This is a genomic window from Kitasatospora saccharophila, from assembly GCF_039529925.1.
Classification (GTDB): domain Bacteria; phylum Actinomycetota; class Actinomycetes; order Streptomycetales; family Streptomycetaceae; genus Kitasatospora; species Kitasatospora saccharophila.
Map to the genome: position 1 here is coordinate 1 of NZ_BAAANS010000075.1, position 14,892 is coordinate 14,892.

A 14,892-nucleotide genomic window follows, 5' to 3' on the forward strand; every position below is an offset into this window, starting at 1 on the left:
GCGTCAACGTCCTGTGGGCTCTCATCCGTGACGGACAGTGCTTCCAACGTGGACTCCCGGTCGCATCAGCGGCTTGACAACAGCATTAGGAGGTGACGACGGCGAAGTTCGGGTCGAACTCGTCCAGCAGGCCGGCAAGGCTCTGCAGGGCGAGCTCGTCGCCGCCGAGGGTGATCTTCCCGGCCTGGGCCAGCGGCCCGGCGGTGGCGGGTTCCAGCAGGACGCCGACCAGCGCGGCCTTGGGCCCGGCGACGGTGAGTCGGGCGTCCGGGGAGGTGCCGCGCCGGGCGTTGAGCACCCCCCGGGCGATGCGCATCGTCCAGGTCTCCCCGACATCGGTGAACCGGAAGTCGATCCTCAGGTCGGCGGTGGCGGCCTTGTCGCCGATCACGTGGACCGCGGCGAAGTCGAAGAGGATGTCGATCGGCATGGCAAGGATGGTGTCCGGGCTGGCGGTGGCGAAGCGGGCCGGCTCGACACCTTCGCGCAGTTCCTTGGCGGCAGTCAGGAAGATGCCGCGCCACTGCGGGCCCTCGGCCTGGTAGCCCAGTTGCTCGTACGCGTCGGCCTGGAGCTCCTTGGCGGCCCGGTTGTCAGGCTGGGCGAAGACCAGGGTGTGCAAGATCTGGGCGGCCCACCGATAGTCGGCGGCGTCGAAGGCCCGGCGGCCCTCGGCGAGGACCTTCTCGGCGCCGATCATGTCCACGAAGCGCTTCGCCGTCTCCACCGGAGGGTGCGGGTGGAGCGAGACTGGGTCGCCGTCCCACATGCCGAGTTCCTTGGTGAACACCGCACGGACGTCGTGGTGCAGGGTGCCGTGGTAGCCGCGGTTGTACCACTTGCGACCGAGCTCCTCGGGCAGCTCGATCTCCTCGGCGGCCTCCAGCGGCGTGTACCCCTTGTTCGCCAGCCTGAGCGCCTGGTCGTGGATGTACTTGTAGGTGTCCCGCTGGGACTCCAGGAACGCGGTCACCTCGCCGTTGCCCCAGACCGGCCAGGTATGCGGCCCGTAGTGCACCTGCGCGTCGTCGCCCCACCGCTGGAGCGTCTCGTCCAGGTAGCGGGCGAAGTTGCGGGCGTCACGAGTACGGGCGCCTCGCAGGGTCTGGATGTTGTGCAGCGAGTGGTTGGCGTTCTCCGCACAGGTCAGCGCACCGAGCTGCGGGATCCAGATGTGCATCTCCTCCGGCGCCTCGGTGTCCGGCGCGTACAGGAACTCGAACTCCAGTCCGGCCAGGTCCCGCCGGGTGCCGGTCTCGGTGATCGGGTCGGTCGGCGACAGACATCTCAGCTTGTCAGCAAGTCAAGCTGACGAGATAGGCGCGAAGCCCGCTTCGGGTCGCGAGCTCAGGCGGTCCAAGGCGGAGCCCCCTCCGTGGAAGGCGTTGTTGTCGGCGCCTGGCCGCACTGCGACTTCCGCCCAGTTGCTGGTGGCATGGGCAAGGATAAGGTCCGCCGTGCGGCCGCAGTCGGAACTGCACCGCCTCAGCGCCTTGTGCCACAAGACAGCCGACACGCCAATTTATTACCCAAAGTAACGCAAAGAATTCCAAGAGCAACCATATCGTGTACGCATGAGAAGCCCACACCTCATCCTGCACGCAGCCTGCGCCGTCGCCCTGACCTCCGACCTCGCCCTGGCTGTTCCCGCCACCTGTGCGGCGCAGGGCCTCCCGTCGACGATGAAGGCCGCCGACGTGGTGCAGACGCTGGCGTTCACCGGCAGCCCGCAGTCCGTCACGGTACCGAACGACGTGTGCCAGGTGGAGGTGACCGCCTTTGGCGGCGCCGGGGGAAGCGCGGTCTACGGGTCGCCCGGCGGTCTGGGCGGTGAGGTCCGCGCGACGCTGGACGTCCGCAGCGGTCAGGTGCTCGGGGTGAACGTGGCCGGTGCCGGGAGCGGCGGCAGCCTCGTCGACGGCAGCGTGCCGCACGGCGGGTACGGGGGCGGCGGCCAGGGCGGTGCCTACAACGACGCCCCGGCGCCCGGCAACGGCGCCACCGCGGCCGGCGGGGGCGGGGCGACGACCGTCGCCCTCGACGGCACCACGGTCATCATCGCGGGCGGAGGCGGCGGCGGAGCCGGCAGTTTCACCGACAACGGCACCGGCCGCGGCGGCGACGGCGGCCAGAACGGGGAGCCCGGCCAGACGCCCGCCACCCCGGGTGCCGGCCAGGGCGGTGCGGCAGGTGGCGACGGTGGCAGCGGCGGGGCCGGTGGAACCCCTACATTCGCCGACGACCAGCCCGGCCTGGCTGGTGGCGCTGCGAACGGCATGGTCGGCGGGAGCGGTGCGCTCAATGTCGGCGATCCGCACATGGGCACCGGCGGTGGCGGTGGTGGCGGCGCCCACGGCGGTGGCGCGGGCGGATCGTCCACCGGGGCCACGCTCGACGGTGGCGGTGGCGGGGGCGGCTCCAGCCTCGGCCCAGCCGGAGCCCAGTTCACCACGGGGGCTCGCAGCGGCGACGGCGAGGTCCAGCTCCGGTTGCTGCCCTGCGCCCCCAGCCCCAGCCCCAGCCCGACACCGACCGCCAGCCCGACACCGACCGCCAGCCCGACGCCGACCGCCAGCCCGACGCCGACCGCCAGCCCCACATCGAGCCCCACCACGGCCAAGCCGAGCACCACCGCTCCGGTGCCGTCGGCCACCCCCACCGGTCCCGCCCTCGCGGACACCGGCAGCTCGAAGACCGGCTGGTTGGCCGCCGTCGCCGCGCTGACCACCGCCACCGGCGCCGCGCTGGTCCGCTTCGGCCGCCCCCGCCGCAAGCACTGAGCATCCCCGAAGGCCGCCGACCTACCGATCGGGACTCAACTGATCGGTAGACCAAGCGATCTGGCCCCTGAAAACTGAAAATGCCAGATGCCGGCCTCGCCACGAAGACGGCGGGGCCGGACTCGTGCGATAGCCAGTGGGGGTACTTCTCCAGTCGCAAGTCGAACACCGGCGTCAAGCTGCTGCCTTTGCGGCGGCAGCGGCAGGCAGCGCGAAGGCGAGACGCTCGTCGAAGGCCACACGGTCCTGCAGGCAGTAGTAGAGCTGTCCGAGGAGCCGGTTCAGGAGGTTGCGTTGGGCGGAGGCGTGCCAGTCTCCTTTCTCGCGCCGACGGCGGTAGTGGGCGTCCGCGCCGGGCGAGGTCCGGAGCGCGGAGAAGGCCCAGAGGAAGCCGGCGTGCAGGAGCCGGTTGTTCTTGACCATGCGCCGACCGACGTAGCTCTTCTTTCCGGAGGCCCGGGTGATCGGGGCCGATCCGGCATATGCCTTCAGGCCGCGGGCGTCGGCGAAGCGTGCCGGGTCGTCGCCGATCTCCGCCAGGAGGCGGGCGGCGAGCTGGATGCCGAGGCCGGGGAAGCTGAGGTAGATCCCGGCGTCCGGGTGCTCGGGGAAGGCTTCCTCGACGGCGTCGGCGAGGTCGTCGGCGGCCCGGCAGGCGGCGCCGAGCTGTACGAGGAGGGCGAGGAGCTGCCGGCCAAAGGCGGCTTCGACGAGCTCGGGGTGGCGGGCGTGCTCTGTGCGGAAGACGGCCCGGAGACGTTCGGCCTCGGCGTCGATGCCGCGGGTGCGGCCGGCGCGCCGGAGCGCGGCGCGGATCTGGACGAGGGTGAGCTTGGCGGCGCGGGCCGGGGTGGGCGCGGCGGTGAGGACTTCGCGGGCGTCCGGGCGGGTCAGGCCGCCGGTCTTGTGCTGGAAGGCTTCCAGGGCGGCGGGGTAGTACTCGCGCAGCAGCGAGCGGATCTGGTTGGTGAGCTGCTGGCGGTTCCAGACGGCGTCCTGTTGGGCGCGGGCGAGCACCGTGACGGCGCGGGCCTGCTCGGTATCGGCCGGCAGCGGCCGGTGCATCGGCATGTCGGTGCGCAGGATGTTCGCCAAGACCAGGGCGTCACCCGGGTCGGACTTCTTGCGGCTCACGCCGTGCCGGTCGCGGTAGCGGGCCGCGGCCAGCGGGTTGATCGCGTACACCTGCCGGGTGCCGGTGCGCAGGACGGCGACCAGCAGGCCACGGCTGGTCTCGATCGCCACCGGGATCGGCTCCTCGGGGCGATCGCCGTGTTCGGCGAGCAGGTCGAGCAGCAACCGGTAGCCGGCCGCGTCGTCGGTGATCCGGCGCTTGGCCAGCAGTCGGCCGCTGTCGTCGACCAGGGCGACGTCGTGGTGCGACTCGGCCCAGTCGATGCCGCAGAAGATCTCCATCCGATCCTCCCTGTGTTGCCTGTTTTCGCAGGTCGCGAGCCTATTCGGGTCACGCGGCGACCTAATCCCAGGACTCGGAGGTCCGCCATCTCAGTAGCCGTTCGTGACACCAGCGCGCCCCAGGGGCCCCCGTCTTCACCAGAGCTCGACGGCTCGCGGAGAACGATCAAGGGGTCAGCCCTGGAACGGGCTCGCGCCACGACCACGACAGCACGGTCACCGGCAGGCGTCGCGGCGGCCCGGCAACCGCCGATCGGCGCCGGCCTGTATCAAGACCTCGCGGGTCGGTAGAGACAAAGGCGTCCGGCCCGGCGCTGGCGGGACCACCGCGAGACCCACCTCGGGCGTGGTGGCACCGCTCTGTCGCAAGACCTCACGGGCCAGGGGAGAGACCAGGCGTCCACCACGGCAAGCAGCCCAGCGGCCCTCTACCGGACGTTTTGGAACTGCCTACACATCGGATTAGGTAGGAGACGGTGACCCCCGGCACGGTGGTGATGCCGATGCCGCATGTGACGCAGCCCGTCGGCCCGTAGTCCAGCAGGCTGTTGAAGGCGTACGAGGCGCGGCGGGACATCGCGTTGCCGGCGATGACGTTCTCGCCGATCGCGTGCTTGTCGAAGGAGGAGATCGTGCCCGGGGCGATGATCGGCACCCTGCCGGAGGCCACGTCCTGGGCGCTCACCACGCCCTTGACTCCGCCGTAGTGGTCGATGTGGGTGTGGGTGTAGATGACGGCGGCGACCGGCTTGTCGCTGACGTGCTCACGGATCATCGCCATGCTCTGCGCGGCCGCCTCGACAGAAGCCATGCAGTCGACCACCACCAGGCCGGTGTCGCCCTCGACGACCGTGAGGTTGGCGATGTCGTTGTTGCGCACCTGGTAGACGCCGTCGACCACCTTGTACAGACCGCCCTTGCGAATCACCTGCGACTGCCGCCACAGGCTCGGCTCCACCGTGTCCGGCGCAGGCGCGTCCTCGGCAAGGTGGTCGAAGCGGGCTGCATCGAAGATCACCTGTCCGGCCGCGTTGCGCAGCGGCTCCGGGAACGGTGCGATGAATCCCCGGTCGGCGTCGGCGAAGTCCTGCCGGTCGGCCATGTCGTAACGCGCCACCGCCGCCCGGTTCGCGGCGGCGGTGGCGGGCGTGGCGCCCTTCGGTGCGTAGGCCATGCGGGCTCCCGTGCGTAGTCAGGGGTCGGCGGCCAGCCGTCCGGGTCGGCGCCGAGGCCCTGGGCTCGCGGACGACGCTTCCCGGCGCCCGGCCCGGCAGCAAGTGGCGTGGGCTGTTCGGGTGAGCCCTGGTCACGACTGAGCCCCGTCGGGCGAATCCGGCTGTCCCCGTCACACGCCGCTCCTGGGGGAGCCGGACGGCGGACCGTCGCGATCTGCCGTCCGACGAGTGGGCCGTCAGCCGTGGTGGGTGACCGTTCCGGCGACCATGGTGAGGCGGATCGGAGCCGAGGCGAGCTCGTCGGCCGGGGCGGCGATCGGGTCGACGCCGAAGGCGGTGAGGTCGGCGCGGTAGCCGGGGGCGATCCGTCCGGCGAGGTGGGATTCGCCGGCGACCAGAGCGGCCTGGCTGGTCATGCCCTCCAGTGCCGTGCGCGCGGTGAGCGCCTGCTCGGGGGCCACCGGGGCCGCGTCGGGGCGGCTCGGCAGGCGGCGCAGGCGGGCGGTGGCGAGCACCTCGCGGGGGTCGAAGTGGGCGATCGGCCAGTCGGAACCGAGTACCAGCGCTGCGCCGGAGTCGTGTGCGTCGCGGCAGGACCAGGCCCGGTCGGCCCGGTCGGGGCCGAGGCGGCGCGACCACTCGTCGGTGTGGTCGGCCTTGGTGTAGGCGGAGTGGGTGGGCTGCATGGAGGCCGCGACGCCGAGCGCGGCGAATCGCGCGAACTCTTCGCGTGGCAGCGTCTCGATGTGCTCGACGCGGTGGCGGACGCCGAGTGTGTCGATGCCCTCCAGGGTATCCAGCACGTGCCGGACTCCTGCGTCGCCGATGGCGTGGGTGGCGGTCTGCACTCCGGCGGCAGCCAGATGCCGGACGGCGCGCGTGTAGGCGTCCGGGTCGAGCCAGAGGGAGTCGGTTCCCCCGCCGTGGCAGTCCGGGTGCTCGAGCCAGGCGGTACCTCCCTCGACGGTGCCGTCGATGAAGAACTTGACCGCGCCGAGGCTCCACCGGCGGCCGCCGCGGCCGTGCTCGCGGACCAGCCGGTCGAGCTCTTCGCTGGTGGCACCCGGCATGCACCAGGGGGCCAGGCGCAGTCGCATCGGGAGGTCGGCCGTGGTCTCCATGTCGGCGAGCAGTTCGAGCGCGCCGCCTTCGGCGTCCATGACGTGGCCGCCGGTGAGTCCGGCCTCCGCCATCTCGCCGAGCAGGGCGAGGAGCCTGGATCGGCGCTCGGCGGGGTCGGCGGGCGGCATGACATGCAGGACCAGGTCCATCGCCGCGTGTTCGAGGAGGTGCCCGGTCGGGCGGCCCCGGTCGTCGCAGACCACGGTGGACCGCTGGGCGAACCGTCGGGGCCCGTCGATGCCCGCCGCCTGCAGGGCGGCGCCGGAGACCAGGGCGGAGTGGCCGTCGTACAGCCGCAGGAAGGCGGGCGCGCCCTGGAGGACGTCGTCGATCAGCGTGCGGGTGATCGGTCCGCCCGCGAAGACGTTGTGGTCGAGGCCGAAGCCGCGCACCCACTCGCCCCGGCCGAGTCGGCGGGTCTCCGTTGCCAGCCGGTCGCGCAGCTCGCCCAGGTCGGTGCAGTCGGACAGGTCGATGCCGGAGACGAGGTCGAGGCCGAGCACCGGGTGGATGTGGCCGTCGACCAGGCCGGGGGTCAGGGTGGCCCCGTCGAGGTCGATGATCTGGGTCGCGGCGCCGCGCCACTCCCGGACGTCCCCCTCGTCGCCGACCGCGGCGATCATGCCGTCCTTGATCACGACGGCCGTGGCCGTCGGCCGACCGGGGTCGAGCGTGTGGACCTGCGCGCCGACCAGGACGGTGTCGGCGGTTGTGCTGCTGGACATGCTGGGCTCTCTCGGAGTGGGTGCGGATGGTGAACGGCGGAAGCAGGTCAGACCGTGGCGGCCTCGGCCGGCCGGTCGGGCCGCCCGGCGGCCTCCTCGGGGTCGGCGGCCAGCCGCGCGTACACCTCGGGGCGGGCGGCGCGCAGCCATCGGCCCAGTACCGCTCCGGCGGCCAGTACCACCGGCACCAGCACGATGAGCAGGGTGTTGACCGAGGCCGAGGCGCCGGTCAGCAGCGCGATCTTGCTGATCACCAGGTACAGCGCCCCGGCCATCAGCAGCACCGAGGCCACCGGCGCGACCACGGTGCGCAGCGCGCCCTCGCGGTGGCTGATCCGGCGGAAGAAGAACGGGACGGCGAGGGCGGCCAGCGCCTGAAGCAGCACGATGCCGATCACACCGGGGGTGTTCACCCAGATCAGCAGTTGGAGGTAGGGGTCGGCGCCGGCGGCGGCGAAGGCGCCGATGACCACCGCGCTGAGCGCGGTCTGCAGCAGGCCCGCGGTGTGCGGGGAGCCGTGGCGCGGGTGGATGCGGCCGAGGCGGGCGGGGAGCACGCCCTCGGTGGCGAGTGCGTGGGTGTAGCGGTTGATCGCGTTGTGGAAGGCGAGCAGGGCGGCGAAGACGCTGCTGACGATGAGGATGTGCATGGCGTCCGCGGCCCAGGCGCCGACGTAGTCGTGGGCGGCGGTGAAGAACAGCGAGGTGGGGTCGGCGGTGATGGCCTCGACGACCTGGCCGGCCCCGAAGGCCTCGATGATCACCCAGCAGACGAAGGCGTAGAAGACCGCCAGGAAGCCGACGGCGATGTAGGTGGCGCGGGGGATGGTGCGCTTGGGGTCGCGGGCCTCGGAGCGGTAGATCGCGGTGGACTCGAAGCCGATGAAGGCGCCGAAGGCGAAGGCGAGCAGTGCGCCGGTGCCCGGGCTGAAGGCGTGGGCGGGGGCGAAGGGCTGGAGGTCGAGCCCGTGGGCGCCGCCCTTGAGCAGCACGGCGACGGCCAGCACGAGCAGGATGCCGGTCTCGGCGACGAGCAGCACGCCGAGCACCTTGGCGCCGAAGTCGATGCTGCGGTAGCCGGCGAACCACACCAGGGCGACGCCGGCGAGCGCGTAGACGGGCCAGGGGACGTCGATGCCCCAGAGCATCTGCACGGTGTCGTGCGCGGAGGTGGCCAGCAGGCCGTACATGCCGATCTGGCAGGCGTTGTAGGCGAACAGTGCCAGCACGGCGGAGGCCACGCCGGCCGTGCGGCCGAGGCCCTTGGTGATGTACGCGTAGAAGGCGCCGCCGTTGCCGACGTGACGGCTCATGGTGGTGAAGCCCACCGCGAAGACCGCCAGGACCAGGCCGGCGAAGAGGTAGCCGGCGGGCGCGCCGATGCCGCCGGAGAGGATCGCGAAGGGGGCGATGCCCGCCATGATCGTCAGCGGGGCGGCCGCCGAGACGACGAAGAAGGCGATGTCGCCGGTGCCGAGGGTGCCGCTGCGCAGCGTCGGCTCGGGCGTGTTGTTCTCGGCCATGTGTTCCTTCCGTTCCCACTCGATCCTAAATCGATTCGGTTTAGGTTTTTGGGAATGTAGCCTGACTCACGCGCCGACGAGAAGCCCTCCTCGGTTGCGTTCAGGTCACGGACGAGACGGGTGGTTTCATGGGGCGGCCACGCAAGGCCCTGCTGGACCGGCAGCGGATCACCACCGCCGCACTGGAGCTGGTCGACGAGACCGGCGACTTCACGGTGCCCGAACTGGCCCGGCGGCTCGGCGTGCAGACTGCGTCGATCTACCACCACGTGGACGGGCGCGCGGGCATCGTCGAGCTGCTGCGTGCCCGCATCGGCGAGGAGATGGACTTCAGCCCGCTGGAGCAGCAGCCCTGGGACGCCGCGCTGGCCGGCTTCGCGCGGTCCTACCGGGCCGCCTTCGCCGCCCACCCCCACCTGGTGCCCCTGCTCGCGACCACGACCGTCCGCGCGCAGAGCGTGATCATCGAGGCGTACGAGCGGATGGCGGGCGTACTGGAGGACTCGGGCTTCCCGCCCGAGGACGTGATCGCTGTCCTTACCGCCCTGGAGAACCTCATCCTCGGGTCCGCGCTCGACCTTGCGGCGCCGGACGTCATGTGGGACGTCCCCGACGGTGTGGACGCACCGCGCCTCGCGACCGCGCTCGCCGCTTCCCCACAGGGCCCCGGGCGGGCCGACCGGGCGTTCACCGTCGGCCTCGACGCGCTGCTGCACGGCTTCGGCCGGCTCCTCGACGACCACCCGGCGGTCGCCGATCAGTAGGCGTAGAAGCCCCGGCCCGTCTTGCGTCCGAGCGTCCCGGCGGCAACCATCCGGCGCAGCAGCGCGGGCGCGGCGTACAGGGGCTCCTTGAACTCCTCGTACATGGACTCCGCGATGGACTGGGCGGTGTCCAGGCCGATCAGGTCGAGCAGCCGCAGCGGGCCCATCGGGTGGGCGCAGCCCAGCACCATGCCGTTGTCGATGTCCTCGGCGGAGGCGAAGCCCGACTCCAGCATCCGGACTGCCGAGAGCAGGTAGGGCACCAGCAGGGCGTTGACGACGAAGCCGGAGCGGTCCCGGGCCCGGACGACCGTCTTGCCGAGTCGCTGTTCGGCGAACGCGGCGGTGCGCTCGACCACGGCGTTGGCGGTGAGCTGGGTGGGGATGATCTCGACCAGCCGCTGTACCGGGACGGGGTTGAAGAAGTGCACGCCGACCACGGACTCGGGCCGGCCGGTGGTCGCGGCGAGGTCGATGATCGGGATGGACGAGGTGTTGGACGCGATGACGGCGTCCGTGGATTCGAGGTACCGGTCCAGGGCGGCGAAGGTGGCGGTCTTGGCCTCGCGGTGTTCGGCGACCGCCTCGATGACCAGTTCCCGGTCGGCGAAGGCGGCGAGGTCGTCGGTGAAGGTCAGACGGGAGAGCGCCGCGTCCCGGTCCTCGGGTGCGAGCTTCCCGCTGCGTGCGCCCCGGTCCAGGGACGCGGTGATCCGGGCCCGGCCGGCCGCTGCCGCGGCGGCGTCGACCTCGCCCACCAGGACCTGGAGGCCCGCCCGGGCGCAGACCTCGGCGATGCCCGAGCCCATCAGGCCGCAGCCGACGACGCCTACCCGCTCGAAAGAGTGCATGACGTGGAGAGTCCTCTCAGTTGCTGTGACGGTGCCCGACGCGTCGGGCAGCTTGGCCCGGCCCCGTGTGCGGGCACGGGTCTGCCGGGGTCGCCGTGCGGCGACCCCGGCTCCCCCGGCGGCGGATGGATCAGGTGATGTCGATGACGGTGCGCAGCGCCTCGCCGGTGTGCATCTGGCGGATCGCCTCGTTGATGCCGGTGAGCGGGACATGGTGGGTGATCATCGAGTCGAGGTCGATCCGGCCGGCCCGCCACAAGTCGATGATGGTGGCGTAGGTGCGGCGGACGTCGTCGCCGCCGTAGAAGGAGGGGAGGACCTTCTTCTCGGTCATCACCAGCTCGCCCATGCTGAGGTCGGTCAGGTCGGTGCGGGACCCGGCGCCGACCAGGCAGACGGTGCCGCCGGTCCGGGTGGCGTCGTAGGCGGCACGCAGAGTGCCGGGCTTGCCGACCGCCTCGAAGGCGTAGTCGAAGCCGAAGCCTCCGGTGACGCGCTTGACGGCCTCGGCCAGGTCCTCGGGCGCGACGGCATCGGTGGCGCCGAAGTCGAGCGCCCACTCCCGGCGGTTGGCGGTCGGGTCGACGGCGAGGATCTGCGCGGCGCCGGCGACCTTGGCGCCCTGCAGGATGCTGATGCCGACGCCGCCGAGGCCGATGACGACGACCGAGGATCCGGGCCGGACCTTGGCCGTGTTCAGCGCGGCACCGATGCCGGTGGTGACGCCGCAGCCGATCAGGGCCGCGATGTCGTACGGGACGTCGTCGGGGATCGGGATGGCCGCGTACGCCGCGATCACGACCTCCTCGGCGAAGGTGCCCGCGCCGAGCATGCCGGGGATGACGGCCCCGCCATGCCGGAAGTTGGGGTTGGCGAGGTTGCCGTAGCCGCTGCGGCACAGGTGGCCGTCGCCCGCCTTGCACGAGGGGCACTTGTCGCACGGCGGCATCCAGCAGACGATGACGCGGTCACCGACCTTGACGTGGGTGACGCCCTCGCCGACCTCGACGACCTCGCCGGCGCCCTCGTGACCGGGAATGAAGGGCGCGGGGTGCATGAGGACCCCGCTCATCGCGGACAGGTCGGAGTGGCAGACTCCGGCCTTGTGCATCTTGACCCGGACCCGGCCCGGGCCGAATGACACCGACTCGACGTCGGCGACGTCCAGGGTCTGGTCGCCGGTCTTGTGCAGGATTGCCGCATGCATCGTCAAAGATCCTTCAGGAGTGTGGAGTTCAGGACTGGGCCGGGGCAGGCAGGTTGACGGTCTTGTACTCGAAGTAGGCGGACAGCCCCTCGGGGCCGAACTCGCGGCCGATGCCGGAGTTCTTGTAGCCGCCGAACGGGGCGGCGAGGTCGAGCCGGAAGCCGTTGACCGTGACGCTGCCGGTGCGGACCCGGCGGGCGACCTCGGCGGCACGCCGGGCGTCGGCGCCGAACACCGCGCCGGACAGGCCGAAGTCGGAGTCGTTCGCGAGCGCGACCGCCTCGTCCTCGCCCTCGTAGCGGATCAGGCAGACGACCGGGCCGAAGATCTCCTCGCGGGCGATCCGCATGTCGTTGGTGACGTCGCCGAACAGGGTGGGCTGGACGTACCAGCCGGTGGTCAGGCCCTCGGGGACGCCGCCACCGGTGAGGACCTTCGCGCCCTCCTCCTGACCGATGCGGATGTAGTCGAGGTTCCGCTGCTGCTGGTTCCTGGTCACCATCGGCCCGACCACGGTGGACGGGTCGGCCGGGTCGCCGACCTTGAGCGCGGCGAACGCGGCGGCGAGCGCGGCGGCCACCTCGTCGTAGCGGGCGGACGGAACCAGGACACGGGTGAGCGCGACGCAGGCCTGCCCGCTGTTGGCGGCGCAGGTGCCGCCGACGACGGCCGGCACGGCGACGGAGAGGTCCGCGTCCTCCAGCAGGATCGCGGCGGACTTTCCGCCGAGCTCCAGGCTGACCCGGGTGAGGTTCTGCGCCGCGGCGGCCATGATGGCCTTGCCCGCGCCCACCGAGCCGGTGAAGGCGACCTTGTCGATGCCGGGGTGCGAGACCAGGTAGGCACTGGTCTCGCGGTCGGCCGGCAGGACGCTCAGCACACCGTCGGGCAGCCCGGCCTCGGCGCAGATCCCGGCCAGCCAGTTGGCGTCGAGCGGGGTCTCCGGGGACGGCTTGAGGATGACCGTGCAGCCGGCGAGCAGTGCCGGGGCGAGCTTGCCGGCGATGGTCAGCTGCGGGACGTTCCACGGGGTGATCGCGGCGACCACGCCGACCGGCTCGCGGCGCACCAGGACCGGCCCGCCGGTGCCCTGGCGTTCGTCCTCCTCGGTGAACCGCGCGGCGGCGGCCAGCGCCGTACCGAACGCGCCGACGGCGGACAGGGCCTGACCGCGTACCGAGAACAGCATCGGCGAGCCGTTCTGCAGGGTCACCAGCTCGGCCAGTTCCTGGTGGCGGGCGGCGAGCGTGTCCTTGATCCGGGTGACGACCTCGATCCGCTCCGCCAGTGGCAGCCGCGGCCATGGGCCGTGGTCGAACGCCGAACGGGCGACGGCGACAGCCTTGTCCACGTCCGCCGGTGTCGCGTGCGGGACGCGACCGACGACCTGCTCGGTCACCGGCGAGACCACCTCGATGGTGCGGCTGCCGGCGGGCTCGACCCACTGCCCGCCGATGAAGAGCGTGCGGTGTTCCACGATGTCGGGCATGTGATGACTCCTCGGGTGGAGGTGATCGGTGGTCAGGTGGGAACCGGGCAGTCCTCAGCCCGTCGGTCCGCCGGTCTCCTTGAGGCGGTCCCGGAGCTCGGTCTTGAGGATCTTGCCGGTCGGAGTGAGCGGCAGGGCGTCGACCACGTGCAGTTCGCGGATCCGCTGGTAGGGGGCGACACGCTCGGCCACGTGGGCCATCACCTCGTCCAGGAACTCCTGGCCCCGGGCCGACTCGCCGACCGCGCCCGGGCGCAGCATCACGAACGCGACCGGGAGCTCGCCGACGTCCTCCCGGTACCGGCCGACGACCGAGGCCTGGGCGATCGCCGGGTGGCCGCAGAGGATCTCCTCCAGCGGCTGGGGATAGACGTTGTACCCCTTGTAGATCAGCATGTCCTTGGCTCTGCCGACCAGGAACAGGAAGCCGTCCTCGTCGAGCCGGCCCATGTCGCCGGTGCGCAGCCAGCCGTCGACGAACTGCTCGGCCGTCAGCTGCGGTTCGCCCTGGTAGCCGTCGGTGATCTGCGGGCCGCGCGCCCAGATCTCGCCGGTCTCGCCCTGCGGCAGGACGGTGCTGCCGTCGGGCTCGCGGATCTGCAGCTCGGTGTCCGGGACGGCCAGGCCGACGCTGCCGAGCGGGGTCTCTACGGGCAGTCCGGGCGGTGTCGTGGTCAGGCCCATGGTGGCCTCGCTCAGGCCGTAGCCCTCGACGACGAGCGCGCCGGGGAACGCCGCGCGCAGGCGTCCCAGCGCGGTGGTGTCGATCGGCGCGGCGCCGGAGGTGATCTGCAGGACCGAGGAGAGGTCGTGCGTGGTGAGTGCCGGGCTGCGCAGCATGGCGTAGTACATGGCCGGCGAGCCGGACATCTGCGAGACGCCGTACGTCTCGATGTCGGCGAGCAGTTGGTCGGCGTCGAAGCGGCCGGCGGTGATGACGGCGGTCGTGCCGAGCAGCGTGTTGAGGTTGTGGCCGACCAGACCGAGGCCGTGGAAGAACGGCGCGATGGCGATGAACGCACCCTGGCCGGGTACGAGTGCCTGCGCCGGCGCGTCCTCGACCCGGGAGACCCGGATGCCGCCCTGGGCGTCGAGGCTCGGGACGGTGGCGGAGCGCCAGCAGCCGCCCTGGAGGACGTTGGCGACGACGTTGCGGTGCAGGACGCGGACCGCCTTGGTGCGGCCGGTGGTCCCGCCGGTCAGCTGGAGGTGGGCGACCAGGTCGGGAGCGACCGCGTAGCCCTCCAGGCGGTCGGCGGCCAGCAGGTGGGCGAGCGGGATCGAGCCCTCCGGCAGCAGCGCGCCCTCGGGTGCGGGTGAGACGGCGGAGCCGGGGATGTGGACGGTGAACTCGACACCCTGCGGGGCGGCGTCGCGGAGGACGGCGGCATTGGCCGGGTGGGTGAAGACGGCCTTCGCGCCGGCGTCGGCCAGTTGGGCGCGCAGGGCGGTGGGCGGCTGGGCCGGATTGATCGGGGCGACCGCGAGGCCGGCGCACAGGGCGCCGTAGTAGGCGACGATGTACCAGAGTGAGTTCGGCATGTGCAGCGCGACCGCGTCGCCGGGTTCGAGGCCGCGGTCGCGCAGGCCCTTGGCCACCCGCAGGGCCCCGTCGTGCAGTTCGGCGAAGGTCAGGGTCTCGTCGCCGTCGAGCAGGGCGGCCCGGTCGGGGTAGGCACGCGCGGCGCCGGCGAGGAAGGCGTCGGCCCCCACCTCGGGATAGTCGAACGAGAGCGGCATGTTCTTCGGCCAGGGCCGGCTCATGGGGGAACTCCCTTGTTCCGAGGGGCGGTCGCCACGGACGCGGGTCCGGGAACGACGGGTGCGGTGGGCGCTGGAG

General features: G+C 72.0%; 11 protein-coding genes. 2 read left to right on the forward strand and 9 right to left on the reverse strand.

Annotated features, from left to right (window positions below):
- Nucleotides 1-85: 85 nt before the first annotated feature.
- Nucleotides 86-1,180 carry an alkyl sulfatase dimerization domain-containing protein gene (locus ABD345_RS34795; protein WP_344558159.1) on the reverse strand — a complete coding sequence of 365 codons (1,095 nt, stop codon included), beginning with the start codon at nt 1,178-1,180 and terminating at the stop codon, nt 86-88.
- A 394-nt stretch (nt 1,181-1,574) separates the two neighbouring features.
- Between ABD345_RS34795 and ABD345_RS34800 the strand changes: the two genes are divergently transcribed.
- Nucleotides 1,575-2,780, forward strand: coding sequence for a hypothetical protein (locus ABD345_RS34800; RefSeq protein ID WP_344558160.1), 1,206 nt, complete (start codon nt 1,575-1,577; stop codon nt 2,778-2,780).
- A gap of 174 nt (nt 2,781-2,954) precedes the next feature.
- On the opposite strand, the gene ABD345_RS34805 is transcribed toward ABD345_RS34800, so the two are convergent.
- From ABD345_RS34805 to ABD345_RS34820, 4 genes are all read right to left on the reverse strand, one after another.
- Nucleotides 2,955-4,196 carry an IS110 family RNA-guided transposase gene (locus ABD345_RS34805; protein WP_344558162.1) on the reverse strand — a complete coding sequence of 414 codons (1,242 nt, stop codon included), beginning with the start codon at nt 4,194-4,196 and terminating at the stop codon, nt 2,955-2,957.
- Nucleotides 4,197-4,569: 373 nt separating this feature from the next.
- The gene (locus tag ABD345_RS34810; protein ID WP_344558164.1) at nt 4,570-5,370 is read right to left on the reverse strand and encodes an MBL fold metallo-hydrolase; all 801 of its coding nucleotides are present in this window, start codon (nt 5,368-5,370) and stop codon (nt 4,570-4,572) included.
- A 237-nt stretch (nt 5,371-5,607) separates the two neighbouring features.
- A complete protein-coding gene (locus tag ABD345_RS34815; protein WP_344558165.1) occupies nt 5,608-7,218 on the reverse strand; it encodes an amidohydrolase in 1,611 nt (536 codons plus the stop codon).
- A 47-nt stretch (nt 7,219-7,265) separates the two neighbouring features.
- Entirely contained in the window at nt 7,266-8,741 is a 1,476-nt protein-coding gene (locus tag ABD345_RS34820) for an APC family permease (protein ID WP_344558166.1), read from the reverse strand.
- A 128-nt stretch (nt 8,742-8,869) separates the two neighbouring features.
- On the opposite strand from ABD345_RS34820, the gene ABD345_RS34825 reads away from it, so the two are divergent.
- A complete protein-coding gene (locus tag ABD345_RS34825; RefSeq protein WP_344558167.1) occupies nt 8,870-9,505 on the forward strand; it encodes a TetR/AcrR family transcriptional regulator C-terminal domain-containing protein in 636 nt (211 codons plus the stop codon).
- On the opposite strand, the gene ABD345_RS34830 is transcribed toward ABD345_RS34825, so the two are convergent.
- From ABD345_RS34830 to ABD345_RS34845, 4 genes are all read right to left on the reverse strand, one after another.
- The gene (locus ABD345_RS34830; protein WP_344558168.1) at nt 9,499-10,356 is read right to left on the reverse strand and encodes a 3-hydroxybutyryl-CoA dehydrogenase; all 858 of its coding nucleotides are present in this window, start codon (nt 10,354-10,356) and stop codon (nt 9,499-9,501) included. The two genes, ABD345_RS34825 and ABD345_RS34830, sit on opposite strands and share 7 nt — an antisense overlap.
- A 130-nt stretch (nt 10,357-10,486) precedes the next feature.
- On the reverse strand, nt 10,487-11,563 hold the full coding sequence (locus ABD345_RS34835) for an alcohol dehydrogenase catalytic domain-containing protein (RefSeq protein ID WP_344558169.1): 1,077 nt from the start codon (nt 11,561-11,563) through the stop codon (nt 10,487-10,489).
- Between the two features lie 28 nt (nt 11,564-11,591).
- Nucleotides 11,592-13,052: an aldehyde dehydrogenase gene (locus tag ABD345_RS34840; RefSeq protein WP_344558170.1), complete on the reverse strand. Its 1,461-nt coding sequence runs from the start codon at nt 13,050-13,052 to the stop codon at nt 11,592-11,594.
- 54 nt (nt 13,053-13,106) lie between these two features.
- Nucleotides 13,107-14,816, reverse strand: a complete 1,710-nt coding sequence (locus ABD345_RS34845) for a class I adenylate-forming enzyme family protein (RefSeq protein ID WP_344558171.1) — start codon at nt 14,814-14,816, stop codon at nt 13,107-13,109.
- Nucleotides 14,817-14,892 lie beyond the last annotated feature (76 nt).